We start from the raw sequence: 20,425 nt of genomic DNA, 5'->3' as shown, positions 1-20,425 counted from the left end.
TCCTTATCCATGAATTTTACTCTGCAGCCGCATACAGTGCTGGTGTACATTATCAGGATTGCCATTTCAACTTGAATATACTGAAACCCATGGGTAACCGACTTTCCAAGATCGCCACGCGCACCGGCGACAAAGGCAGCACCGGCCTCGGCGATGGCAGCCGCGTCGACAAAGACAGCTTGCGGATCCAGGCCATCGGCGATGTCGACGAACTGAACTCGCAACTCGGTTTGTTGCTTTGCGATCAATTGGATCCGCCGCTGCGTGAGACCTTGCTGTCGATACAACACGACCTGTTCGATCTTGGCGGCGAACTGTGCATTCCCGGTTACACGCTAGTCACTCAAGCGCAGGTAGCGCGGCTTGACGGATTGCTGGAAAAATACAATGACGACCTGCCGCCGCTGAAGGATTTCATCCTGCCGGGCGGCAGCCATGCCGCAGCGCTGGCGCATGTGTGCCGCACCGTCTGCCGTCGCGCGGAACGCAGCATTGTCAGCTTGGGCAAGAACGAGACCGTGAGCGAGCCGATAAGGCAGTATGTGAATCGTTTGTCGGATTTATTGTTTGTGCTGTCGCGGGTGCTGAACCGGATGGATGGCGGCAGCGATGTGCTGTGGCAGAAGGACAGAGCGCGGGATGTCTAAAAAAGCCTGGCGGCATCGCCAAGCCTTTTTGTATTAATCATTTTTACTTGTTACGCTTGTCGTGCTCGATCAATGCGTAGGCCGAGTGATTGTGGATCGACTCAAAATTTTCCGCTTCCAGCACATAGGCCAGAACGCGCGGTTCGTTATTCAGGGCCACAGCCACGTCGCGCACCAGATCCTCGACGAATTTCGGATTTTCGTAAGCGCGTTCAGTCACGTATTTTTCATCGGGACGCTTGAGCAAGCCGAACAGTTCGCAAGACGCTTGCGCTTCGATGCTGGCGATCAGTTGGTCCACCTGGATCTCACCGTCCAGCACGGCATTGACAGTAATGTGCGAGCGCTGGTTATGTGCGCCATAGGCCGAGATCTGCTTCGAACATGGGCACAGACTGGTCACCGGCACCATGACTTTCAGGCTGATTTCCAGCTTGCCCTGGTTGATTTCGCCGGTGAAACCGACTTCATAATCCATCAGGCTCTGCACGCCGGAAACCGGCGCGGTCTTGTTAATGAAATACGGGAAAGTCAGTTCGATGCGGCCACGTTCGGCGTCCAGCAGGGTCACCATTTTGCGCATCAGCTCGCCAAACGAGGCGACGTCCAACGGTCCGTCCAAACCCTCCAGTAGCGCGATGAAACGCGACATGTGGGTGCCCTTCTGCTGTTCCGGCAGATGCACATACATGTTCCAGCTACCGATGGTCGCTTGCGCGGCCGCGCCGGTGCGCACGGTCAGCGGATAGCGCACGCCTTTGACGCCGACGCGCTGGATCGCCAGGTGGCGGGTATCGATGCTGCTTTGCACGTCTGGAATCGTCAGATTCTGGTCACGAGTATTCATTGAGTGTTTAACCTTTGCGCAATGGACAAAAGACCGCAATGGCGGTCTTGTCCCGGCTCGCCGTCATGCGTTGTACGACATAATTTCGCCGCACAACGCCGGCGGAAAACCGGAACGATGGAATATAACTTTGGCTTGAGCGCTGTCGCCCATCGGGCAGCAGCATCCTGGCTGGTGTAAGACCCCGTCAGGAAATAAGTTGGACATTTGTGCTGGCCGTAGCTGGCGCGCTGCCGCGTTGCCCACCGCTTGCAGTGCTCGCACTGCGGCGCGTCGGGCGCCTTGCTTCGCATCCAGCTACGGCCGCCCAAATGCCCAACTTATTCCCTGACGGGCTCTAACTGGAAAAACGGCGGGCGATCAAGCCGGCTTATTTTTGATTGACCACCAGACGCGGCTGGTCCTTGCCAAAACGCTGCCGTATCGATGCGGCGATACCTTCTGCATTCAGGCCGCATTGCGCCAGCAGCAAGCCGGCATCGCCATGATCGATAAAACGGTCCGGCAAACCCAGGTTCAGGATCGGCTTGACGCATCCGGCTGCAGCCAGCGCTTCCGCCACCGCTGCGCCGGCGCCGGCCATGATGCAACCCTCTTCCACCGTCACCAAGGCATCGTGGGTACGGGCCAGTTCCAGCACCAGTTCCACATCCAGCGGTTTGATGAAGCGCATGTTGGCGACTGTCGCATCCAGCAACTCGCCTGCGCCCAGGCTTGGCGCCAGCATGGAACCGAAAGCCAGGATAGCGACACTCTGGCCCTCACGCCGGATTTCGCCTTTACCCAGCGGCAAAACGCTCAGTGCCGGATTGATGGCGGCGCCCGTGCCGGCGCCGCGCGGATAGCGCACGGCAGCGGGACCATGATATTGATAAGCGGTAGATAACATCTGGCGGCACTCGTTTTCGTCAGAGGCCGCCATCACCACCATGTTCGGAATGCAGCGCAGATAGGCCAGATCGTAGTTGCCGGCGTGGGTTGCGCCATCGGCGCCGACCAGGCCGGAGCGGTCCAGCGCGAAGGTGACGTCAAGGTTTTGCAAGGCGACGTCATGGATCAGTTGATCGTAGGCGCGCTGCAGGAAAGTCGAATAGATCGCCACCACCGGCTTCAAGCCTTCGCAAGCCATGCCGGCGGCGAAAGTGACGGCGTGCTGCTCAGCGATGCCGACGTCGTAGAAGCGTTGCGGATAGCGCTTGGCGAAGGTGTCCAGGCCGGAGCCGCCCGACATCGCCGGCGTGATGCCGATCAGCTTGTCGTCCTGCGCCGCCATGTCGCACAGCCAGTCGCCGAACACTTGGGTGTAGGTCATCTTGCTGGCCGTGGCCGGCTTGATGCCTTCGGCCGGGTTGAACTTGCCGGGGCCGTGATACAGCACCGGATCGGCTTCCGCCAGCTTGTAGCCTTGGCCCTTCTTGGTCACCACGTGCAAGAACTGCGGGCCTTTCAGGTTCTTCAGGTTTTGCAGGGTCGGGATCAGCGATTCCAGGTCATGGCCGTCGATCGGGCCGATGTAGTTGAAACCGAATTCCTCAAACATGGTGGCAGGCACCACCATGCCTTTGGCGTGTTCTTCAAAGCGTTTGGCCAGCTGCCGCATCGGCGCCGGCAGGATAGATTTGCCGACGTTCTTCGCCTGCGCATAGAACTGGCCCGACATCAGGCGCGCCAGGTAGCGGTTCAGGGCGCCTACCGGCGGCGAGATCGACATGTCGTTGTCGTTCAGGATCACCAGCATGTTGATGTCGTCGTAGATGCCGGCATTGTTCATCGCCTCGAACACCATGCCGGCAGTCATCGCGCCATCGCCGATCACGGCAATCGCGTGACGGTCGGTTTCGCCCTTGGTCTTCGCTGCCAACGCCATGCCCAGCGCCGCCGAAATCGACGTCGACGAGTGCGCGGTGCCGAAAGTGTCGTATTCGCTTTCGCTACGACGCGGGAATCCGGAGATGCCGTCCAGCTGGCGCAATGTGTGCATGCGGTCGCGGCGGCCGGTGAGGATCTTGTGCGGATAGGTTTGATGGCCGACGTCCCAGACGATCCGGTCTTCCGGTGTATTGAAGACGTAGTGCAAGGCGATCGTCAATTCCACCGTACCGAGGTTGGAAGACAGATGGCCGCCGGTCTGCGACACCGATTCGATGACGAATTCGCGCAGTTCATCGGCCAGCGGCTTGAGTTGCGCCCGTGACAATTGCCGCAGGTCTGCCGGGCTGTCTATTGTGTTGAGTATTTGCATTTGCCCTAAACCTTAAGCTTTCCGTTGCACGATCAAATCCGCCAGCTCACGCAGGCGGCGTGCCTTGTCGCCAAAGATCGCAAGCGCCTGGTGGGCGTCATTGCGTAATTTTTCTGCCAGTGCCTGCGATTCGGGCAAACCCAGAATCGAGACATAGGTCGGCTTGTTGTCCGCGGCGTCCTTGCCGGCGGTTTTACCCAGTGTGGCGGAGTCCGCCGTCGCGTCGAGGATATCGTCGACCACCTGGAACGCCAGGCCGATCGCCGTGCCATACGTTTCCAGCGCCCGGATCTCATTGTGCGCCAACGCCTTGCCGCCCCATGCGCCCAGCAACACCGAAGCGCGCAGCAAGGCGCCGGTCTTCAGCTTGTGCATCTGCTCCAGCTCGCCCAGCGACAAATTCAGGCCGACGCTGGCAAGGTCGATCGCCTGGCCGCCGCACATGCCAAGCGAACCCGAGGCTTGCGCCAGCAAACGCAGCATGACGATCTGGCGTCCGGCATCCATCTCGCCTTCGGCCAGCACCACGAAGGCCTGCGCTTGCAGGGCGTCGCCTACCAGCAAGGCGGTGGCTTCATCGTATTGCACATGCACGGTCGGCTTGCCGCGACGCAAAGCGTCGTCATCCATGCACGGCATATCGTCATGCACCAGCGAATAGGCGTGGATCATTTCAACTGCCGCAGCCGCTCGCTGTGCAACTGTTGTCGGCGCCGCAAATAATTCCCCCGCGGCAAATACAAGCAAAGGCCGCACACGCTTGCCACCATCCAATACGGCATAGCGCATGGCCTGATGCAGTTTGGCGGGTGTATTGTTTTCTGCCGGCAATAATTTGCCGAGCGCAGTTTCCATATCGGACTGTACTTGGCGCATCCACTCGGCAAACGACAATTCGGTGGCTGGCGTTGTCACTGCTAGCTGAGCGGCTGCCGTCATGCGTCTGCTCCGCCGCTGTGATCGTTCAGCGCTTCGCCGGCAAAGGGTTTGAGCATGTCGCCTTCCAGCACCTTGACCTGGCTGTCGACTTTTTCGAGTTGCGCAGCGCAAAACTTGACCAGTTCTGAACCGCGCTTATAGGCGGCAACAGATGCTTCCAGCGGCAGCTCGCCAGCTTCCATTTGGGCTACCAGTTGCTCCAGCTCGGCCATCGCTTGTTCGAAAGAGACCGGGCTGCTGGCGGAAATCGGATTTTTTGGCATAGTAGCGAGGGCCTGTTGACATATGATTTGGGAGTGCGAACACGCGGCAGGCGTTGCAGGCCTAGGCGCGACGACGCGCCGTAGCGGTGCTACGGCAAGGAGTTGCAACAACGGCATGCGACCCCTGCAGCCGTTCCCGGAGGGTTCAAACCAAAACGTGCGCTGGCCGCGTTGCATGGCTTGCAGGGGCGACCTGCCCCTGCTACGCCACGCGCCTTGCCAGCACACGTTTTGGTTTGAACGCATCTCCCAAATCATATGTCAACAGGCCCTAAAAATAGATTAGACCGCTATTTTAGAGCAAAGCTTTATACGCCGTTGAATTTCGACGACAGATTTGGATACCAGGCTCGATAAAATGCCTGAAACGACCCCAAATTCAGCTTTTTTATGGGATAATCCTTGGTTCTGTCCAAAATTTCCGTTTCATATTATTTGAACACAGGTTTTTGCGGATTCTTTCTCTCTTAGGTTGATACAACACATTTGGGGGTGGAGGGATGTCCGATCTGGCTTCTATTACCAAACTCGCGCGCTCCGATGCGCAACTTCCGGTCAACGTCTACTTTGATGAAGCGCTGTTAAAGCGCGAAATCCAGCAACTCTTTCAGAATGGCCCGCACTATGTCGGCCATGAGCTGATGGTGCCCAATGTTGGCGATTACGCCACCTTGGCTTCTGAAAACGAAGGTCGCATGCTGGTGCGCAATCCTCAAGGGATTGAGCTGATTTCCAACGTCTGTCGTCATCGCCAGGCCAAGATGTTCGACGGCCGCGGCAATGCCCGCAATATCGTCTGCCCGCTGCATCGCTGGACTTACGACCTCAAGGGCGAACTGATTGGCGCGCCGCATTTCGGTGAAACGCCATGCATGAACCTGTCCAAGACGCCGCTGCAAAGCTGGAACGGTTTGCTGTTCGAGCAAAACGCCTTCCATGTCGGCGAAAAGCTGCAACAGCTGGGCGTCGCCAAGGACCTGGATTTCAGCGGCTACCTGTTCGACCACGTCGAAGTGCATGAGTGCGACTACAACTGGAAAACCTTTATCGAGGTCTACCTGGAGGATTACCACGTCGAACCGTTCCATCCCGGCCTCGGCAGCTTTGTCAGCTGCGACGACCTGGAATGGCAATTCGGCAAGGATTACAGCGTACAGACCGTGGGCGTCAATCACGGCCTGGCAAAATCCGGTTCGCCTTCCTACAAAAAGTGGCAGGAGCAGGTGCTCAAGTTCAACAACGGCCAGGCGCCGAAGTTTGGCGCGATCTGGCTGACGCTGTATCCGAACATCATGGTGGAGTGGTATCCGCACGTGCTAGTGGTATCGACGCTGTGGCCGCGCGGCCCGCAGAAAACCACCAATGTCGTCGAGTTCTACTATCCTGAAGAAATTGCATTGTTTGAACGCGAGATGGTCGAAGCGGAACGTGCTGCGTACATGGAAACCTGCGTGGAAGATGACGAAATCGCACTGCGCATGGATGCCGGCCGGCGTATCCTGATGGAACGCGGCGTCAGCGAAGTGGGGCCATACCAGTCGCCGATGGAAGATGGCATGCAGCATTTTCATGAGTGGTACCGGCGGGCTAACCTAGTGTCGAGTCACGCCTGAAGTATCGCTCGGCACCCGAACCTGATGCTGAGCGACAAGTCAACACTGTAGACAAGCTACCCCGGCAGCTGACATACGCCAGCAAGACTACAGATACGACATGGTGATGGTCACCCGGCTCGTCAGCTTGCTCGGCGCCGGCACACTGCCGCTGGTATTCCAGTAATACGCCGACAAGCCCAGCGACGCCGTGGAGCCGGTAACCGGTACCGAACGGGTACGCTGCAGGACGCTACCGTTGGCCGGTATCGTAGTGCCGGTGGCCGTGTCCGTCAGCCATAAAGCGATCACCGAAGGGCTGACGCCATTAGCGAAACGCTGGCCGTCCACCAGATGGGGGCTGCCGGAAAAGAGAAAATTCGCGGTCGTGGCATTGGCGCAATTTATCAGGCTCAGCGTAAAATCCTTTTTGCCCGCACTCTGCACGCCGCCGGCAAAGGCCGTGACATTTATCTTGTCCAGAGCGATGGTGCGGTCTACGTCGCCAACGCTGAAATCGCAGGTCGACGTCACCAGACGGCCGGTCACATTGAAGCGTACTGTATCCACGGCATTGGCAGGGCCGGCCAGCCAAAGAAAGAAAGACGCGCATAGCCATGCGGTCAGGGAAGATATTCTGGTCATGCGAAAGCTTTCAATAAAAATACAAAGCTGCTCATATGTAGCTGATCAGCACTGTCGCCACCGCATTGGCAGTGCCGGATGTAATGGCGACTTGGGTCTGCATGTAGCGCGCCTTGAAATCATAGGTTGCGCCCACTGCCCGTGGGCCCCAGTTGATAGATGCGCTGCCGTTGGGGACAGCCTGCTGATTATTGTAGGTCTGAATATCAACCCCGGCCCCTGCGGCGCCGCCAGTCACCGCAAACAGGTTGCTGTTGCCGGCAGCGGCGGTGCCGGTAAACTTCATCTGCACCGTCGTCACATTCGAGCAACCGGTGGACACCAGGCTGAAATTGACCCAGGGACTGGCGCTGCCGATGCCGCTGAACACATTGACGTTCACGTCGCCCAGCGGCACCGCCACGTCCGTGCTGGCGTAGCCGCAAGTAGTCTTTGTAATACTGCCGGTGAAGTTGAATTTCGCCGTCGTGTTGGCGCTGACAGGAGCAGCCAGGGCAACAGCGAGCAACGCATATAGGCCCCAGGAATAGTTGTTAGCCATAAGTGCAGACCTTCTCTAATAAAGTAACAGGCGGCTTCATAGATAACTGATCAGCACGGTCACGACGGCGTTGGCCGCGCCGGCCGTAACAGTCGCTCCACTTTGCATGTAACGTGCGCTGAAATTGTAAGAAGAGCCCGAGGCCTGTGGCGTCCAATTGATAAACGTGCTGCTGTTAGGGACCGCCTGGGCTCCGCTTGCTTGCCAAAGGTTAAGCCCTACTCCCGCAGCGCCGCCGGTCACCGCGAACAAATTGCTATTGCCGGTGGCAGCCGTGCCGGTAAACTTCATCTGCACCGTCGTCACATTCGGACAGCCGCTGGACACCAGTTTGAACTGGACCCAGGGACTAACGCTGCCTATACCGGTAAACACCGTATCGCTGATCGTCCCCATCGGTACGTTCACATTTGTATTGGCGAAAGAACAAGTTGGAGTGATGACGTTAAATGTGGCTCCGGTTAGCCACAAATTGGCTGTGCCTTGCTGGCTTGGATTAGACAAACCGGTCCACTGAAACTGCGCAATGAGTCGCTGAGCGTAAGAATAGCTTCCAGCGCTGAGCGGTCCCGTTCTAATAAATCTGGTCTGCCAGAACCACCCCAAATTAGCTGCTGTTCCGCGATAGGTTTCAAGCTTGGTCGTAGTCAGCGGCAAATACGACGCACCCCAAGGGTCCTTCACATTGACCACATATCCAATACCGGCTACCCCTGTCTGAAAGACAGTAAATGTTTTGCCTGCTTCACTATAGTTCATACCAGCAGATACCCCTTGTGGAATAACGTAGCCAATATTTGGAATGCTTGCGCCATTCGGGCAATCAAAAACTATCGTTGTCGTATTATTGGCTACCCAAGAAGAAATCGGTGAGCCAACGATGAGCGCCGGCGTCACATTCACCGTAATGTTGGCGGCTGGGATGCTATACGAATTTAACACGCGTGGAGGCATAGTGCACAATGCATGCGCATAATTGCCGATCCCGATCCCGCATGCAAAAAGACAGAGGAACGATAGAGTGCGTACAGTGCGACCCACAATGGGACATCTAATAGATTGAAATAATTGCATCAGTTTATTCCTGTGATCGGATAGGTGTATTGCAAATCCATCGGGTTTGCACGATTGAAAAATCAGCCTCCATTACCAACACTCGTAAAAATCAACAAGCCGTCTGCCTGATCCTGTTTTGCTGCGACCGCGCCGGCAGCGGACAATGCCGGTGGAGCTGACGTCACGTCCTGTACTTTGGCCGCGTCGACGGCAGACAATACCGGTGACGCAAGCGGCGCACATACCGCCACAGCCTTGTCAAAGCTGACGCCCTTGGCATCTTTCTGACGCGGCGGCAGGACGTAGCTCAGCGCACAGCTTTGCTTAGGCTGGTCGCCCCACTTGACCGTCAGGCTGCCGCTGTCTTCCGCGCCACGCACAAAGATGCTGCCGCCCTGACCGACCGCACCGAGGCTCTCGCCTTTCGGGTTGAGCACTTCTGCCCCGAACGGCACGGGAGCGCCGTCCTCCAGCGTGCCGTCGATCAGTGCCGCACGACCGTTCACGGTCGCGAATTTCAGTTTGACCACAGAACCGGCACGCGGCGCAATCTGTGCACTGGTGTTGCCGAGTTCGACGTCCAGCGACAAGCCCTTAGGGTCGATCTCCACCGTGTTCATGCTATAAGGCGTCAGATAGGGCACGACCGCATAACCTTGGCTATCCACTTTGGCGCCAACCGAATTGCTGAGTGCAGCGCCAGCCGCATCCTTGGCCTCCACCAGGCCAACCGTTTCGCCCAGCGATTGCGCCAGGGTGACGCCGCCGGCATGCGCGACGATGCCGCCCTGCATGCCGAAGCCGACCTGGTTGAATCCCTGGCCTGCGCTCAGGTTGGCGCTCAAATTGGCGTACGGCGCGCGGTACTGGCCGCTAAAGTTGCCGCTGGTATCGCGGCCGCCGCTGCTGGCGTTGACGCCGACATTGGTCGAATACTGACCGACATCGCCAAAGGTGCTATTCACGCTACTCTGCAGTTGTGCATCGCCGCCGCTGTTGCGGGTCATGCTCACTTGCGCCGAACTGTTCAACGCCGCACTGCCAAGCGGGATGGTGATCCCTGCATACAGCTGCACCGATGACGTACCTTGCAGATCGCGCACGCGGGAAGCGGTGAAGTTATATGAATAATCGCGCCAGATATTGCCGTAGCCGAGCTGAAATTGTTTGTCGACGCCCGTCTGGTTCCAGTAATTCTGCAATGAGGTGTTCAGATACACGGAACCGCCTTTCTCTCCCAGACGCTGGCTCAGGGAGAGCGTGGCGCGGCTGCGCTGGCGGGCGATGCGGTTGGGGTTCTGGCTTTGCTCCAGCTGGTCGCGGGTAAACAAGGCGTCGCGCAAGCCAAAGTACCCGCTGGTGGAATAGCGGTAGGCCGCCAGCGCAAAGTTGGTGCTGGTTTCCGAAATGAGCTTGTTGTAGCTGAGGCCGTAGCTGCTGCCAGTGAAGCTGCCAATGCCAGGCAACTCGGTACGGGCTTGCGTGGCGTCGGCGGAGAATGCCCCCGCCGGTGTCGATACTGCAGCACCGAGCTGGCCGGCCAAGTAGCCGTCAGAACTGACGACGCCGGCATAACCGCTCCAGGTATTGTTGAAGCCATACTGGATAGTGCCCTGCAGCATGCCCAGCTTGCTCTGCAACAGCCGGTCGCGCAGCTGGCCGGCAGTCAGGCTGTAGCGTATGCCGCCTTCGCGCAGCAGGCGCGGCAGGGCGGCGAACGGCATCTTGAAGCGCTGCACCTGGCCATCGGCTTCCATCACTTCGACATCGATATCGCCGCCATAGCCGGTGGGATACAGGTCATTGATTTCAAAGGCCCCCGGAGCCACCGTGGTCTCCAGAAGGATATTGCCGTTCTGGGTAATCTTGACGCGTGCATTGGTGCGTGCGACGCCGCGCACCACCGGCGCATAGCCGCGCAAGGAATCCGGCAGCATGCGGTCATCGCTAGCGATGGTGGCGCCCCGCACAGCGATGCTGTCGAACAGTTCGCCGCTGGTAAACGTGTCGCCGAGGATCAATTGCCCCTTCAGCGCCGGCAAGTCATGTTGCAGCGTGGTGGCGGTGCTCTGGTACTTGAGTCTACCCTTGTTCGGTGCGCCGACCAGCGGATTACCGTTGGCGTCCAGCACCGGCTTGCCGTTGGCATCCACCAGCGGACTGCCATTGACATCGGTGACGGCGCGCCCCGAAGCCTGATCGCTCCAGGTGGCGTTGCCGGTATGGCGCAACAGCCAGGGCCCCAAATGCAAACCGCCATCCAGCCCGGTGTATACCTGGGTGGAGCTGGAATTGCCAGTGCTGCTACGGGTGGCGTTCAGGTTATAACCGAGCGTGGCGGCATTGATACCATCGTCCCACAGTTCCGGGCCGACGTAACCGCGGGCGGAACGGTTGAGCGCGATCTGCGGAATGCTGAGATTCAGACGCAGCTCGCCGCCGTCGTATTCGGCAAAGGCGCCGTCGACAATCTCCGAGATCTGGACACAGGCGGCCGGGTCGGCCAGCTTCTCCTGGCCACCCTCGCGCAAGTGATCCATCTTGACACCCAGCTTGGGCAACAAGTCACGCGTAATGCACGGCACCGCATCGCGCTGCCCCGCCGGGCTGACAAAGCGAATGTCGGCGCGACTGAGCCAATTGCCATTGACAAATATCTCGGTGCGGAAGGTGCCGGGCAGCACCGGATTGCCGCGGCTGAAGCGCGACACATCCAGCGGGGTCGAGCCGGGATTGAAAAAGCCGGAATTGAATTCAACCTGCGCCACCTGCAGCCGCACCGCCGCGGGAGCTACATCGGCATGCACTTCCTGGGCCGACGCATTATTCGTGCTTGCCAGCGCCAGCAACACTAGCGCGCAACATGGGGGGCGGATACCGCTCGGGATATGCTGAGACAGGCGAGCAGATGATGGGAAGAACTGCAACATGGGAAATCCGCTTATATAAATAAAACCAACCGCGATGCGATAACCGCTGTGACTGCCGCTGCGGCAATCACATCGCATGTTTTTTTGAAACCAGGAGAGAGTGGCCCCGCTAAACATCAACCTGCATCAATGCGCAGTGCGTTTATTTGCCGAGACTTACGCCGACGTTGCCTTTTACGCCTGAACCGTAGTCATTGAGCATCAGATATTCAACTTCGAGCGGACCGGTGGGCAAGCTCTTGATATCTTTCACCACAAATTCTTTGGAGGACTGCGGGTCAACCATGCCGAAATCGGCCTCGATTTCCTTGCCTCCCGTCTTGAGCTTCAGATCGCTGAAGCTGGCGTGATAGGCGGTCGGATTGCTGGCCTTGATGGCATAACCATTACCATCTGCCAGTGGCACCAGTTGCCAGGTTACGAGGATGTTTAATGGTGCAGTCAGCGGCGCCAAGCCCTTGGGGCGGAAAAATAATTTAATGCGGGTGCGAAACGCCATCTGCAACAGATTCTGGTCTGCCTTTTCAGGGCTCGGCTTGGGCGGCGCTTCCAGCATGTTCAAGAAATATACCAATTCCTTGTCTTGCGGCAGCGGCTCGCCGGTATGGATTATCCGCAGGGTCTGTCCCTTCTTCGGGTCCAGGCGGAACAGCGGCGGCGTCAAGGTGAAAGGCACTTTGATCGTATCGGGAGCGGCATCAATATCGCCAGTATCCAGCCACACCTGGGCTAAGCCCGGCACCGTTCCTTCGTTAGTCATCTTGACGGTCACTTCACCGTCCTTTTCCGGAAAAATCACACGCGTGCCGGTGATGACGATGCTAGCCCCGGCAGGCAAGGCCGCCAAGGCCGCACAAACTACTACAGCGCTAGACAACAGTCGGAAAATCCTGTTCATGCTTACTCCTGAAATAGCTAACCTGAGTTGTGTTGCAGACGAAATAGTCTGGCTTACACAGATTGATTCAATGAATTGAATCAATTTTCTTGATGCGGATATCCAGCCGGATATCCGCGCTTGCCGCTTTACACTACGTCTACTTCATTGCACCTACCTCTGCGACCGGCTTGACGCTAGTAGCGCATTGCCGCTCACGCAGGAAACCAGGGATTATTGAAAGTCGAGGGTGTAGTTAACGTAGCTGTTGGCTTTACCAGCTGTAGCACTACCGGCTTGCGAGTAATACTCAACGCCATATTGCAAAATAGCTGCGCCGGCGACCAGGCTGACCGGGTTTGCGCCCTGGCTTGCCGCATCCTTCGAAGCGTCGATCACTGTCAGGTCGCTATTGGTCAAACGCAGTTGTACGTTGGTTGCGTCAGGAACACCGGTCCCACCGTTTGGCACGATGTTCAAGGCGCCGTTAGGCGCTATGGTAGGGGTGCTGGTGAAGAATGCACGCACATTGCCAGTGTCTGGCGTGCAATTGGTCAGTGCCAGATTGATGGCCGTATTGCCTGAAGCCGAATTGGCTGCTTGCAGGGTCGATGCAGAAACATTCGGCAGGCTGACGGTAAAATCAGCCGCGCCACCGTTGCCGCTGATGGTGCAGGTATTGGCAACCACTTCACCGTTGAAGGTGATGGTGTTATCTGCGTGAGCGGAAATGGAAACCATCCCGGTTGTGGCTAGTACAGCAATAGCAAGGCTCTTTTTCATAGCGAATCCTATATAAAGATAGAAGAAAGTTAGAAGGAATTAAAATAGTTTGCCAACTACGGCAAACAACCATTTCTATGTCGAAATCGACAACACACACTTTACCCACAACCACTCACAAAAAAAGATAAGATAATTCTTAAAACATGAACTTATCGGCAAAAACATTCCAGGCGACTACACGAAACTGCATTAACAATTAACGGTTTGGAACAGAAACAGCACTTGTAACCAGTATCCGAATAATGGAATGGTTGACTTTCGACAGGTAACCGTGATGTCAAAACCAAGGCAGGATTGAATAACCACCGCCCAAGGCCTGCGCCGATGACCGCTATCGCGCGTCCTTGGCTGGTAAGAGCTTTCATGCAATCGCCCTGAAAGTCGTTCCTGATCTCCGTCCGGCTGGGGACAACGGTCATCCTTGGCGGCGGTTTGCCGGCAACGTTTTATAATCAAAGGAAGGAACGCCCGCCGATAGCGCTGCGCACCGAAAAATCGCTGGCCGAGGACCCGGCCTGACGCTGCTTCAGGCAGGTCAGCGCAGCATCCCATCAACGCGAATAAGACTTACATAGAAGGAATGCCATGTCTCAAGCACATCCCTACACCACGCTGATTTCTGCCGCGAACCTGCAGCAGAATGCGCAGAATCCGAACTGGATCATCGTCGATTGCCGCCATGATCTGATGGATCCCGACGCTGGAAGAAGCGCCTACGACGCCGGCCATATTCCAGAGGCGCGCTTTGCCAACCTGGATCGCGACCTGTCCGGCGCCAAGCAAGCGGCCGACGGCAGCTTCAAAGGCCGCCATCCCCTGCCACAACAAGATGCATTGGTCGCCGCCTTGCGCGGATGGGGCATCAGCGACGACACGCAAGTGGTCGCCTACGACGGCCAGGGTGGCATGTATGCGGCACGCCTGTGGTGGCTGCTGCGCTCCATCGGCCACGCCTCGGTGGCGGTATTGGACGGCGGCCTTGCAGCCTGGCAAGCGGCCGGACAAGGACTATCTACAGTGGAACCGATTGCCGCACCGGGCAACATCAGCGCCAAGCCGGCGCTGACCGCCAGCGTCAACGCGCATGACATCCTGAGCAACCTGACCAACCTGCGACGCACCATCGTCGATGCCCGCGCACCGGATCGCTTCCGCGGAGAAAATGAAACCATCGACCCGGTCGGCGGCCACATTCCCGGCGCCAAGAACCGCTTCTTCAAAGACAATCTGCAAGCCGATGGCCGTTTCAAGCCGGGCCATCAGTTGCATGAGGAATTCGGCGCGCTGATCAGCGAACCGCAAACGGCGGTGATGCAATGCGGCTCGGGCGTGACCGCCTGCCATAACTTGCTGGCGTTGGAAATCGCCGGCTTGCACGGTGCAGCGCTGTATCCGGGGTCGTGGAGCGAATGGTGTTCCGACGCCACGCGGCCGGTGGCCAAGGGCGCGTAAAAATCGGCAGGCGGAAAATGAAACGGGGAAGCGCGCAGATGCGCACTCCCCCGCCTTGCCGATAGCAGATCTTAATGCTGGTGGGCGTGATGCGTCAGGAACAGGACGATAGCGACGCCGGCGCCGATCAGCAGGATCTGCGGGATGGTTTCGCGCCAGGTTGAACGGCGCTGCATCTGCGGCATCAGGTCGCTGACGGCGATATAGATGAATCCCGACGAGGCAAATACCAGCACGTAGGGAATCCACTCCATGCCGCGCTCAAGCGTAAAGTAGCCGAGCAAACCGCCCAGCACCGCCATCAGACTGCAAATCAAGTTGTAGACGTAGGCGCGGGTGCGCGAAAAGCCGGCGTTGAGCAGCACGATGAAATCGCCGATTTCTTGCGGAATCTCGTGCACGATGATGGCCAGGCCGGTGATCAGGCCCAGGTGCGGATCGGCCAGAAAAGCCGCTGCGATCAGGATGCCGTCGGTAAAATTGTGCAAGCCGTCGCCGACCAGGATCATCCAGCCGGCTTTACCGGCTTCTTTCTTGTCATGGCCATGATGGTGGCCATGACCGTCATCTTCGTGGTGATGCGAGTGGCGCAGGATGGCGAATTTTTCCAGTACGAAGAAAGCCAGCAAGCCCCCCAGCAGCACCGCGAACAAAGTGTGGCTGTCGGCGTTCGACTCGAAAGCTTCCGGCAGCGCGTGCAGCAAGGAGGTCGCCAGCATGATGCCGACCGACAGGCTGACCATGCGCTCGACCATCTTGGACAGCAACGCGAACGAAAAAATGGCGGCGGCGGTAATGCTGAAAAGCCCGGCGATGGTAGTCGCCAGGAGAATTGAAACGAGTGTGGAATTAATTTTTGGCCCCAGCAGACAAGCGTTAAATGCAACAATGTTGCAAATTAAAGCACAGCCGCTGCATTTCGGCAAATTTATCTGACAATTCGCTGAGAATTATCTGGCCTGAACCAGGGGAATTTTGTATCCGCATGGCTGCATCCGGATACAAGTCACCAATGACGGCGGCCCGGATCAGCTCACGCCATGCTCTTTAAACCACGCCAGCGTGCGCTTCCAGCCATCTTTTGCATCTGCCTCGACATAGCTGGGACGATAATCGGCATTGAAAGCGTGGCCGGAATTGGGGAACACCACAATTTCCGATTTGCTACTGCCTTTGGCCAAAGCCTCTTTCATCTGTGCCACGTGTTCTTGTGTAATGCCCTGGTCCTTGGCGCCATACAAACCCAGCACCGGCACTTTCAAGGCCGGTGCAATGTCGACCGGCTGCTTGGGCGTCAGTTCGTTGCGCTCCCCGACCAGGCTGCCATACCATGCGGCAGCGGCCTTTACCTTCGGATTGTGGGCTGAATACAACCAGGTGATACGGCCACCCCAGCAAAAGCCGGTAATCGCCAGCTTGTCGATGTTGCCGCCATTTTCCTTGGCCCAGGCCACGCAGGCTTCGACATCGCCCAGCACCTGATCGTCCGGGACTTTTGAAATCACGTTTTTATACAGCTCTGGAATCGATGCGAAGGCAGCCGGGTCGCCCTGTCGCTTGAACAAATCAGGCGCGATCGCCAGATAGCCGAGTTTGGCAAAACGGCGCGTGATGTCGGCGATGTGCTCATGTACGCCAAAAATTTCCGAGATCACCAGCACCACCGGCAAATTGGTTTTGCCTTCGGGCTGAGAACGGTAGATCGGCACGCTCAAGCCGTTCACCTGAATCTCCAGCGGGCCGGCGGTGAGGCCGACGCTATCGGTCTTGATCACAGTTTGCGCCGTGACCGGCATCACCGCAGCGGCAAACCCGGTACCCAGAGTCGTCTTCAAAAAAGTACGGCGGTCGATATCGCCGGACAAACTCGTCTTGGCCACCAGGCTATCGAAATCTTCTTTCAAATTCGGCATTAAAGCTCTCCTTTAAAATTGTCCATCAGTTATCGCATACGGCCTGGCTATTATCAACACTCGGCGCCAGACTTAATGCGCTTCATCCCAATTCTTGCCGACGCCGACTTCGGCAATCAGCGGCACCCGCAACTCGGCGACGCCAGCCATCAGTTGCGGCAACTTCTCCCGCACCAGCGCCAGCTCATCCTGCGGCACTTCGAGCACCAGTTCATCGTGCACCTGCATCACCATCTTGGATTTTAACTGTTCTGTCTCAATCCAGTTTTGCACCGCAATCATCGACAATTTGATCAGGTCTGCGGCGGTACCTTGCATCGGCGCGTTAATCGCGGCCCGCTCGGCACCCTGACGGCGCTGGCCGTTGGGCGAATTGATTTCCGGCAGCCACAGGCGGCGTCCGAATACCGTCTCGACATAGCCTTGCGACTTGGCTTGCACCCGGGTCATGTCCATGAACTGTTTGACGCCGGCGAAGCGCATGAAATATTTTTCAATATACATCTGGGCGGCGGCGCGCTCGATGCCGAGGTTGCCGGCCAGGCCGAATGCGCTCATACCGTAGATCAGGCCGAAATTGATGACCTTGGCGTAGCGGCGCTGCTCGCTGGTGACTTCCGGCGCGGTAGTGCCGAAAATTTCAGCGGCGGTGGCGCGATGGATATCGACGCCTTCGGCAAACGCGCGCAGCATGTTTTCATCGCCCGAGATATGGGCCATGATGCGCAACTCGATTTGCGAATAATCGGCCGAGACGATCACGCTGCCGGCCGGCGCCACAAATGCTTCGCGGATGCGGCGGCCTTCCGCGGTACGAATCGGAATGTTTTGCAGGTTCGGATCGTTCGAGGCAAGGCGGCCGGTAACCGCCACGGCTTGCGCATAATTGGTATGCACCCGTCCGGTATTCGCGTTGACCATCTTCGGCAGCTTGTCGGTGTAGGTAGATTTCAGCTTCGACAAACTGCGGTAGTCAAGCAGCACCTTCGGCAACGGATAATCTTCCGCCAGCTTTTGCAGCACTTCTTCATCGGTCGACGGCGATCCGGACGGCGTCTTCTTGACCACCGGCAGTTTGAGTTTTTCAAACAGGATTTCACCCAGCTGCTTGGGCGAACTCAGGTTGAATGGCTGGCCCGCCAAGTCGTAGGCTTGCTGCTCGATCTCCAGCATGCGCTTGCCAAGTTCATTCGATTGCGTCCCCAGCAAACTGGCGTCGATCAGCACGCCGTTACGCTCGATCTTCTGCAGCACCACCGAGGTCGGCACTTCGATTTTTTCGTAGATGAAGCGGAGCTTGGCGTCGTCGGCGATATGCGGCCACATGGTCAGGTGCAGTTGCAGCGTGATATCGGCGTCCTCCGCTGCATATTCGGTAGCGCGGCCGATCTCGACTTCATCGAAACCGATTTGCGAAGCGCCTTTGCCGCACACTTCCTGGAAGGTGATGGTCTGGTGATTCAAATGGCGCAAGGCCAGGCTGTCCATGTCATGGCTGCGGTGCGATTCGAACACATACGATTCAAGTAGCGTGTCATGGACGATGCCGCGCAAATTTACGCCTTGGTTGGCGAAAATATGGCTATCGTATTTGAGGTTCTGGCCGACCTTCGGCTTGCTGTCGTCTTCCAGCCACGGCTTCATCTTTTGCAGCACCAGCTCGCGCGACAATTGCAGCGGTGCGTCCTGGTAGCGATGCGCCACCGGGATATACGCGGCGGTGCCTACTTCGCAGCAAAGCGAGATGCCGACCAGTTGCGCAGTCATCGGATCGAGCGAAGTGGTTTCAGTATCCACGGCGGTCAACCTCGCCTTGTCGATGCGCTGCAGCCAGACGTCGAGCTGCGCTTCGGTCAGTACGGTTTCATAATGCCGTTCGACGGTATCGAACAAGCCGCTCTGTGCTGGCGCCGCGCTCTCTGCACCGGCAGCAGCAACCCCGACTTCAGGCGTTGCGGTCTTGCCGCTGCCTGCGGTTGCAGCCGCGCCGGACGCGGCTCCGGGAGCGCTCAAGTCACGCAGCCAGGTCTTGAAGTTATAACGAGTAAACAACTCGATCAAGGTGTCGTTGTCCTGCGCCGGCGCGATCAGCGACTCCGGGATCGATACCATGTGTGCGCTGAGGTCGCAATCGGTTTTCACCGTCACCAGTTCCTTGGCCTTGGGCAGCCAGTCCAGCACCTGTCGCAGGTTCTCGCCGACCGCACCGCCGATGCTGGCAGCGTTGGCCATCACTTGGTCAACCGTATCGTATTGCGCCAGCCATTTGACCGCTGTTTTCGGCCCTACCTTGGAAACGCCGGGGATGTTGTCGACGGTATCGCCGATCAATGTCAAGTAGTCGACAATCCGCTCAGGCGGCACGCCGAACTTGGCGATCACGCCGGCGCGGTCGAGCGTCTCGTTGCTCATGGTATTGATCAGCGTGACATGCTCGTTGACCAGTTGCGCCAGGTCCTTGTCGCCGGTCGACACCACTGCCTGCAAGCCATGCTGAACCGCTTGTACAGTCAAAGTGCCGATCACATCGTCGGCCTCTACTCCTTCGACCATCAAGATCGGCCAGCCCATCGCACGCACGGCGGCGTGAATAGGCGTAATCTGTTTAACCAGGTCTTCCGGCATGGAGGCGCGGGTCGCCTTGTAGTCGGCGTACATATCGTCGCGGAAAGTTTTACCTTTTGCATCGAACACACAGGCAAGGTAAGCTGCGGGGTAATCAATACGTAAACGACGCAGCATATTTATGATGCCGTACAGAGCGCCAGTGGGCTCATTGGCGGCATTGCGCATATCGGGCAAGGCATGGAAGGCGCGATAAAGATAACTCGAACCATCAACTAACAGCAGGGTTTTTTGCATATGGAATTGAACGGAAAAAATGTGCCGCGTTTGCGGCAAGTGACGGATATCGAACGCGCAACGTCGAAAAAGGCGCGCGAATCGTGGCATATGTTCACGATTATGGCAGAATTTATCGAGTCGACCGAACGCCTTTCCGAGTTGCATCCGGCGGTATCGATCTTCGGCTCGGCGCGCATCAAGGAAGATAATCCGTATTATCCCCTTTGCAAGGATATTGCTCGGCGCTTTTCCGACGAAGGTTTTGCCGTAATTTCGGGCGGCGGACCGGGTTTGATGGAGGCCGCCAACAAGGGCGCTTTCGAAGGAAAATCACCTTCTGTGGGCCTGAATATTGAATTGCCGCACGAGCAAAGCGGTAACAAATGGCAGGATATCTCTCTCAGCTTCCGCCATTTCTTTGCGCGCAAAGTCGCCTTCGTGCGCTACGCCGACGCCTACGTCGTCATGCCAGGCGGTTTCGGCACCATGGATGAGCTGACCGAAGTCCTGACCCTGATCCAGACCGGCAAGTGCCGCCACATCCCGGTCATCCTGGTCGGCAGCAGCTTCTGGAGCGGTTTGCTGGACTGGTTCCGTACCCAACTGGTGGGCGATGGCATGATTGCCGCCAAGGACATGGACCTGATCCAGGTGCTGGACGATCCGGCCGAGATTCTTGATGCCGTGGTGAAATTCTATGAGGCAGGCGAAACCGTCATGGCGGAATCCGACCGCCATTCCGGCGTGCTGCTGTAATTGGACGCAAATTCAACGCAAATAGACGCAAACAACCCGCTGCTGCCGGTCCCTTATCGCCTATCGGGGCCGGTGGTTTGTTACAATGCAGGCAT

18 protein-coding genes are annotated in these 20,425 nt (G+C 57.6%); 5 read left to right on the top strand and 13 right to left on the bottom strand.

The annotated features are described in order from the left end of the window. The first annotated feature begins 89 nt into the window (after positions 1 to 89). Positions 90 to 647 carry a cob(I)yrinic acid a,c-diamide adenosyltransferase gene (locus tag ABI171_RS02640; protein ID WP_348091056.1) on the top strand — a complete coding sequence of 186 codons (558 nt, stop codon included), beginning with the start codon at positions 90 to 92 and terminating at the stop codon, positions 645 to 647. 43 nt (positions 648 to 690) lie between these two features. Here the strand turns inward: ABI171_RS02640 and folE2 are convergent, their stop codons facing one another. The 4 genes from folE2 to ABI171_RS02620 all read right to left on the bottom strand — a co-directional run bounded on the left by folE2 (position 691) and on the right by ABI171_RS02620 (position 4,938). After that, positions 691 to 1,494, bottom strand: coding sequence for a GTP cyclohydrolase FolE2 (folE2, locus tag ABI171_RS02635; RefSeq protein WP_348091055.1), 804 nt, complete (start codon positions 1,492 to 1,494; stop codon positions 691 to 693). 370 nt (positions 1,495 to 1,864) lie between these two features. After that, positions 1,865 to 3,736: a 1-deoxy-D-xylulose-5-phosphate synthase gene (gene dxs / locus ABI171_RS02630; RefSeq protein WP_348091054.1), complete on the bottom strand. Its 1,872-nt coding sequence runs from the start codon at positions 3,734 to 3,736 to the stop codon at positions 1,865 to 1,867. Between the two features lie 12 nt (positions 3,737 to 3,748). Then, positions 3,749 to 4,675 (bottom strand): polyprenyl synthetase family protein, encoded by a 927-nt coding sequence (locus tag ABI171_RS02625; RefSeq protein WP_348091053.1) that lies wholly within the window; start codon positions 4,673 to 4,675, stop codon positions 3,749 to 3,751. Beyond that, positions 4,672 to 4,938, bottom strand: a complete 267-nt coding sequence (locus ABI171_RS02620) for an exodeoxyribonuclease VII small subunit (protein ID WP_348091052.1) — start codon at positions 4,936 to 4,938, stop codon at positions 4,672 to 4,674. The genes ABI171_RS02625 and ABI171_RS02620 overlap by 4 nt, the downstream gene beginning before the upstream one ends. Positions 4,939 to 5,438: 500 nt before the next feature. Between ABI171_RS02620 and ABI171_RS02615 the strand changes: the two genes are divergently transcribed. Further along, complete coding sequence (locus tag ABI171_RS02615; RefSeq protein WP_348091051.1) at positions 5,439 to 6,551, top strand: aromatic ring-hydroxylating dioxygenase subunit alpha; 1,113 nt, start codon at positions 5,439 to 5,441, stop codon at positions 6,549 to 6,551. A gap of 87 nt (positions 6,552 to 6,638) precedes the next feature. Here ABI171_RS02615 and ABI171_RS02610 read toward each other — a convergent pair whose 3' ends face one another. The 6 genes from ABI171_RS02610 to ABI171_RS02585 form a co-directional block, all read right to left on the bottom strand. After that, positions 6,639 to 7,175 (bottom strand): fimbrial protein, encoded by a 537-nt coding sequence (locus ABI171_RS02610; RefSeq protein WP_348091050.1) that lies wholly within the window; start codon positions 7,173 to 7,175, stop codon positions 6,639 to 6,641. A 31-nt stretch (positions 7,176 to 7,206) separates the two neighbouring features. Then, a complete protein-coding gene (locus ABI171_RS02605; protein WP_348091049.1) occupies positions 7,207 to 7,716 on the bottom strand; it encodes a fimbrial protein in 510 nt (169 codons plus the stop codon). A 36-nt stretch (positions 7,717 to 7,752) separates the two neighbouring features. Continuing rightward, positions 7,753 to 8,670 carry a fimbrial protein gene (locus tag ABI171_RS02600; RefSeq protein WP_348091048.1) on the bottom strand — a complete coding sequence of 306 codons (918 nt, stop codon included), beginning with the start codon at positions 8,668 to 8,670 and terminating at the stop codon, positions 7,753 to 7,755. A 182-nt stretch (positions 8,671 to 8,852) separates the two neighbouring features. Continuing rightward, the gene (locus tag ABI171_RS02595; RefSeq protein WP_348091047.1) at positions 8,853 to 11,702 is read right to left on the bottom strand and encodes a fimbria/pilus outer membrane usher protein; all 2,850 of its coding nucleotides are present in this window, start codon (positions 11,700 to 11,702) and stop codon (positions 8,853 to 8,855) included. A gap of 142 nt (positions 11,703 to 11,844) precedes the next feature. Further along, positions 11,845 to 12,600: a fimbria/pilus periplasmic chaperone gene (locus tag ABI171_RS02590; RefSeq protein WP_348091046.1), complete on the bottom strand. Its 756-nt coding sequence runs from the start codon at positions 12,598 to 12,600 to the stop codon at positions 11,845 to 11,847. A gap of 213 nt (positions 12,601 to 12,813) precedes the next feature. Then, positions 12,814 to 13,362: a fimbrial protein gene (locus ABI171_RS02585; RefSeq protein WP_348091045.1), complete on the bottom strand. Its 549-nt coding sequence runs from the start codon at positions 13,360 to 13,362 to the stop codon at positions 12,814 to 12,816. A 588-nt stretch (positions 13,363 to 13,950) separates the two neighbouring features. Between ABI171_RS02585 and ABI171_RS02580 the strand changes: the two genes are divergently transcribed. Next, positions 13,951 to 14,817, top strand: coding sequence for a sulfurtransferase (locus ABI171_RS02580; RefSeq protein WP_348091044.1), 867 nt, complete (start codon positions 13,951 to 13,953; stop codon positions 14,815 to 14,817). 71 nt (positions 14,818 to 14,888) lie between these two features. Here the strand turns inward: ABI171_RS02580 and ABI171_RS02575 are convergent, their stop codons facing one another. After that, positions 14,889 to 15,632, bottom strand: coding sequence for a ZIP family metal transporter (locus ABI171_RS02575; protein WP_348091102.1), 744 nt, complete (start codon positions 15,630 to 15,632; stop codon positions 14,889 to 14,891). Here ABI171_RS02575 and ABI171_RS02570 point away from each other — a divergent pair. Then, on the top strand, positions 15,535 to 15,753 hold the full coding sequence (locus ABI171_RS02570; RefSeq protein WP_348091105.1) for a hypothetical protein: 219 nt from the start codon (positions 15,535 to 15,537) through the stop codon (positions 15,751 to 15,753). The two genes, ABI171_RS02575 and ABI171_RS02570, sit on opposite strands and share 98 nt — an antisense overlap. A gap of 92 nt (positions 15,754 to 15,845) precedes the next feature. On the opposite strand, the gene ABI171_RS02565 is transcribed toward ABI171_RS02570, so the two are convergent. Together ABI171_RS02565 and polA are read right to left on the bottom strand one after the other, a co-directional pair. Next, the gene (locus ABI171_RS02565; protein ID WP_348091043.1) at positions 15,846 to 16,730 is read right to left on the bottom strand and encodes a dienelactone hydrolase family protein; all 885 of its coding nucleotides are present in this window, start codon (positions 16,728 to 16,730) and stop codon (positions 15,846 to 15,848) included. 72 nt (positions 16,731 to 16,802) lie between these two features. After that, positions 16,803 to 19,592, bottom strand: a complete 2,790-nt coding sequence (polA, locus tag ABI171_RS02560; RefSeq protein ID WP_348091042.1) for a DNA polymerase I — start codon at positions 19,590 to 19,592, stop codon at positions 16,803 to 16,805. Here polA and ABI171_RS02555 point away from each other — a divergent pair, their 5' ends adjacent. Continuing rightward, positions 19,593 to 20,330, top strand: coding sequence for a TIGR00730 family Rossman fold protein (locus ABI171_RS02555; protein ID WP_348091041.1), 738 nt, complete (start codon positions 19,593 to 19,595; stop codon positions 20,328 to 20,330). Positions 20,331 to 20,425 lie beyond the last annotated feature (95 nt).

This window comes from Collimonas sp. (assembly GCF_039923675.1).
Lineage (GTDB): Bacteria > Pseudomonadota > Gammaproteobacteria > Burkholderiales > Burkholderiaceae_D > Collimonas.
The sequence above is the reverse complement of the archived record's forward strand: the minus strand, read 5'-3'. Positions and strand labels throughout refer to the sequence as shown.

Excerpts from the sequence above, each read along its gene's own strand:
- ABI171_RS02640 (WP_348091056.1), top strand. The coding sequence starts at position 90 with ATGGGTAACCGACTTTCCAAGATCGCCACGCGCACCGGCGACAAAGGC.
- ABI171_RS02590 (WP_348091046.1), bottom strand. The coding sequence starts at position 12,600 with ATGAACAGGATTTTCCGACTGTTGTCTAGCGCTGTAGTAGTTTGTGCG.
- ABI171_RS02565 (WP_348091043.1), bottom strand. The coding sequence starts at position 16,730 with ATGCCGAATTTGAAAGAAGATTTCGATAGCCTGGTGGCCAAGACGAGT.
- ABI171_RS02605 (WP_348091049.1), bottom strand. The coding sequence starts at position 7,716 with ATGGCTAACAACTATTCCTGGGGCCTATATGCGTTGCTCGCTGTTGCC.
- ABI171_RS02615 (WP_348091051.1), top strand. The coding sequence starts at position 5,439 with ATGTCCGATCTGGCTTCTATTACCAAACTCGCGCGCTCCGATGCGCAA.
- ABI171_RS02610 (WP_348091050.1), bottom strand. The coding sequence starts at position 7,175 with ATGACCAGAATATCTTCCCTGACCGCATGGCTATGCGCGTCTTTCTTT.
- folE2 (WP_348091055.1), bottom strand. The coding sequence starts at position 1,494 with ATGAATACTCGTGACCAGAATCTGACGATTCCAGACGTGCAAAGCAGC.
- polA (WP_348091042.1), bottom strand. The coding sequence starts at position 19,592 with ATGCAAAAAACCCTGCTGTTAGTTGATGGTTCGAGTTATCTTTATCGC.
- ABI171_RS02585 (WP_348091045.1), bottom strand. The coding sequence starts at position 13,362 with ATGAAAAAGAGCCTTGCTATTGCTGTACTAGCCACAACCGGGATGGTT.
- ABI171_RS02620 (WP_348091052.1), bottom strand. The coding sequence starts at position 4,938 with ATGCCAAAAAATCCGATTTCCGCCAGCAGCCCGGTCTCTTTCGAACAA.
- dxs (WP_348091054.1), bottom strand. The coding sequence starts at position 3,736 with ATGCAAATACTCAACACAATAGACAGCCCGGCAGACCTGCGGCAATTG.
- ABI171_RS02600 (WP_348091048.1), bottom strand. The coding sequence starts at position 8,670 with ATGCCTCCACGCGTGTTAAATTCGTATAGCATCCCAGCCGCCAACATT.
- ABI171_RS02595 (WP_348091047.1), bottom strand. The coding sequence starts at position 11,702 with ATGTTGCAGTTCTTCCCATCATCTGCTCGCCTGTCTCAGCATATCCCG.
- ABI171_RS02570 (WP_348091105.1), top strand. The coding sequence starts at position 15,535 with ATGATGCCGACCGACAGGCTGACCATGCGCTCGACCATCTTGGACAGC.
- ABI171_RS02625 (WP_348091053.1), bottom strand. The coding sequence starts at position 4,675 with ATGACGGCAGCCGCTCAGCTAGCAGTGACAACGCCAGCCACCGAATTG.
- ABI171_RS02555 (WP_348091041.1), top strand. The coding sequence starts at position 19,593 with ATGGAATTGAACGGAAAAAATGTGCCGCGTTTGCGGCAAGTGACGGAT.
- ABI171_RS02580 (WP_348091044.1), top strand. The coding sequence starts at position 13,951 with ATGTCTCAAGCACATCCCTACACCACGCTGATTTCTGCCGCGAACCTG.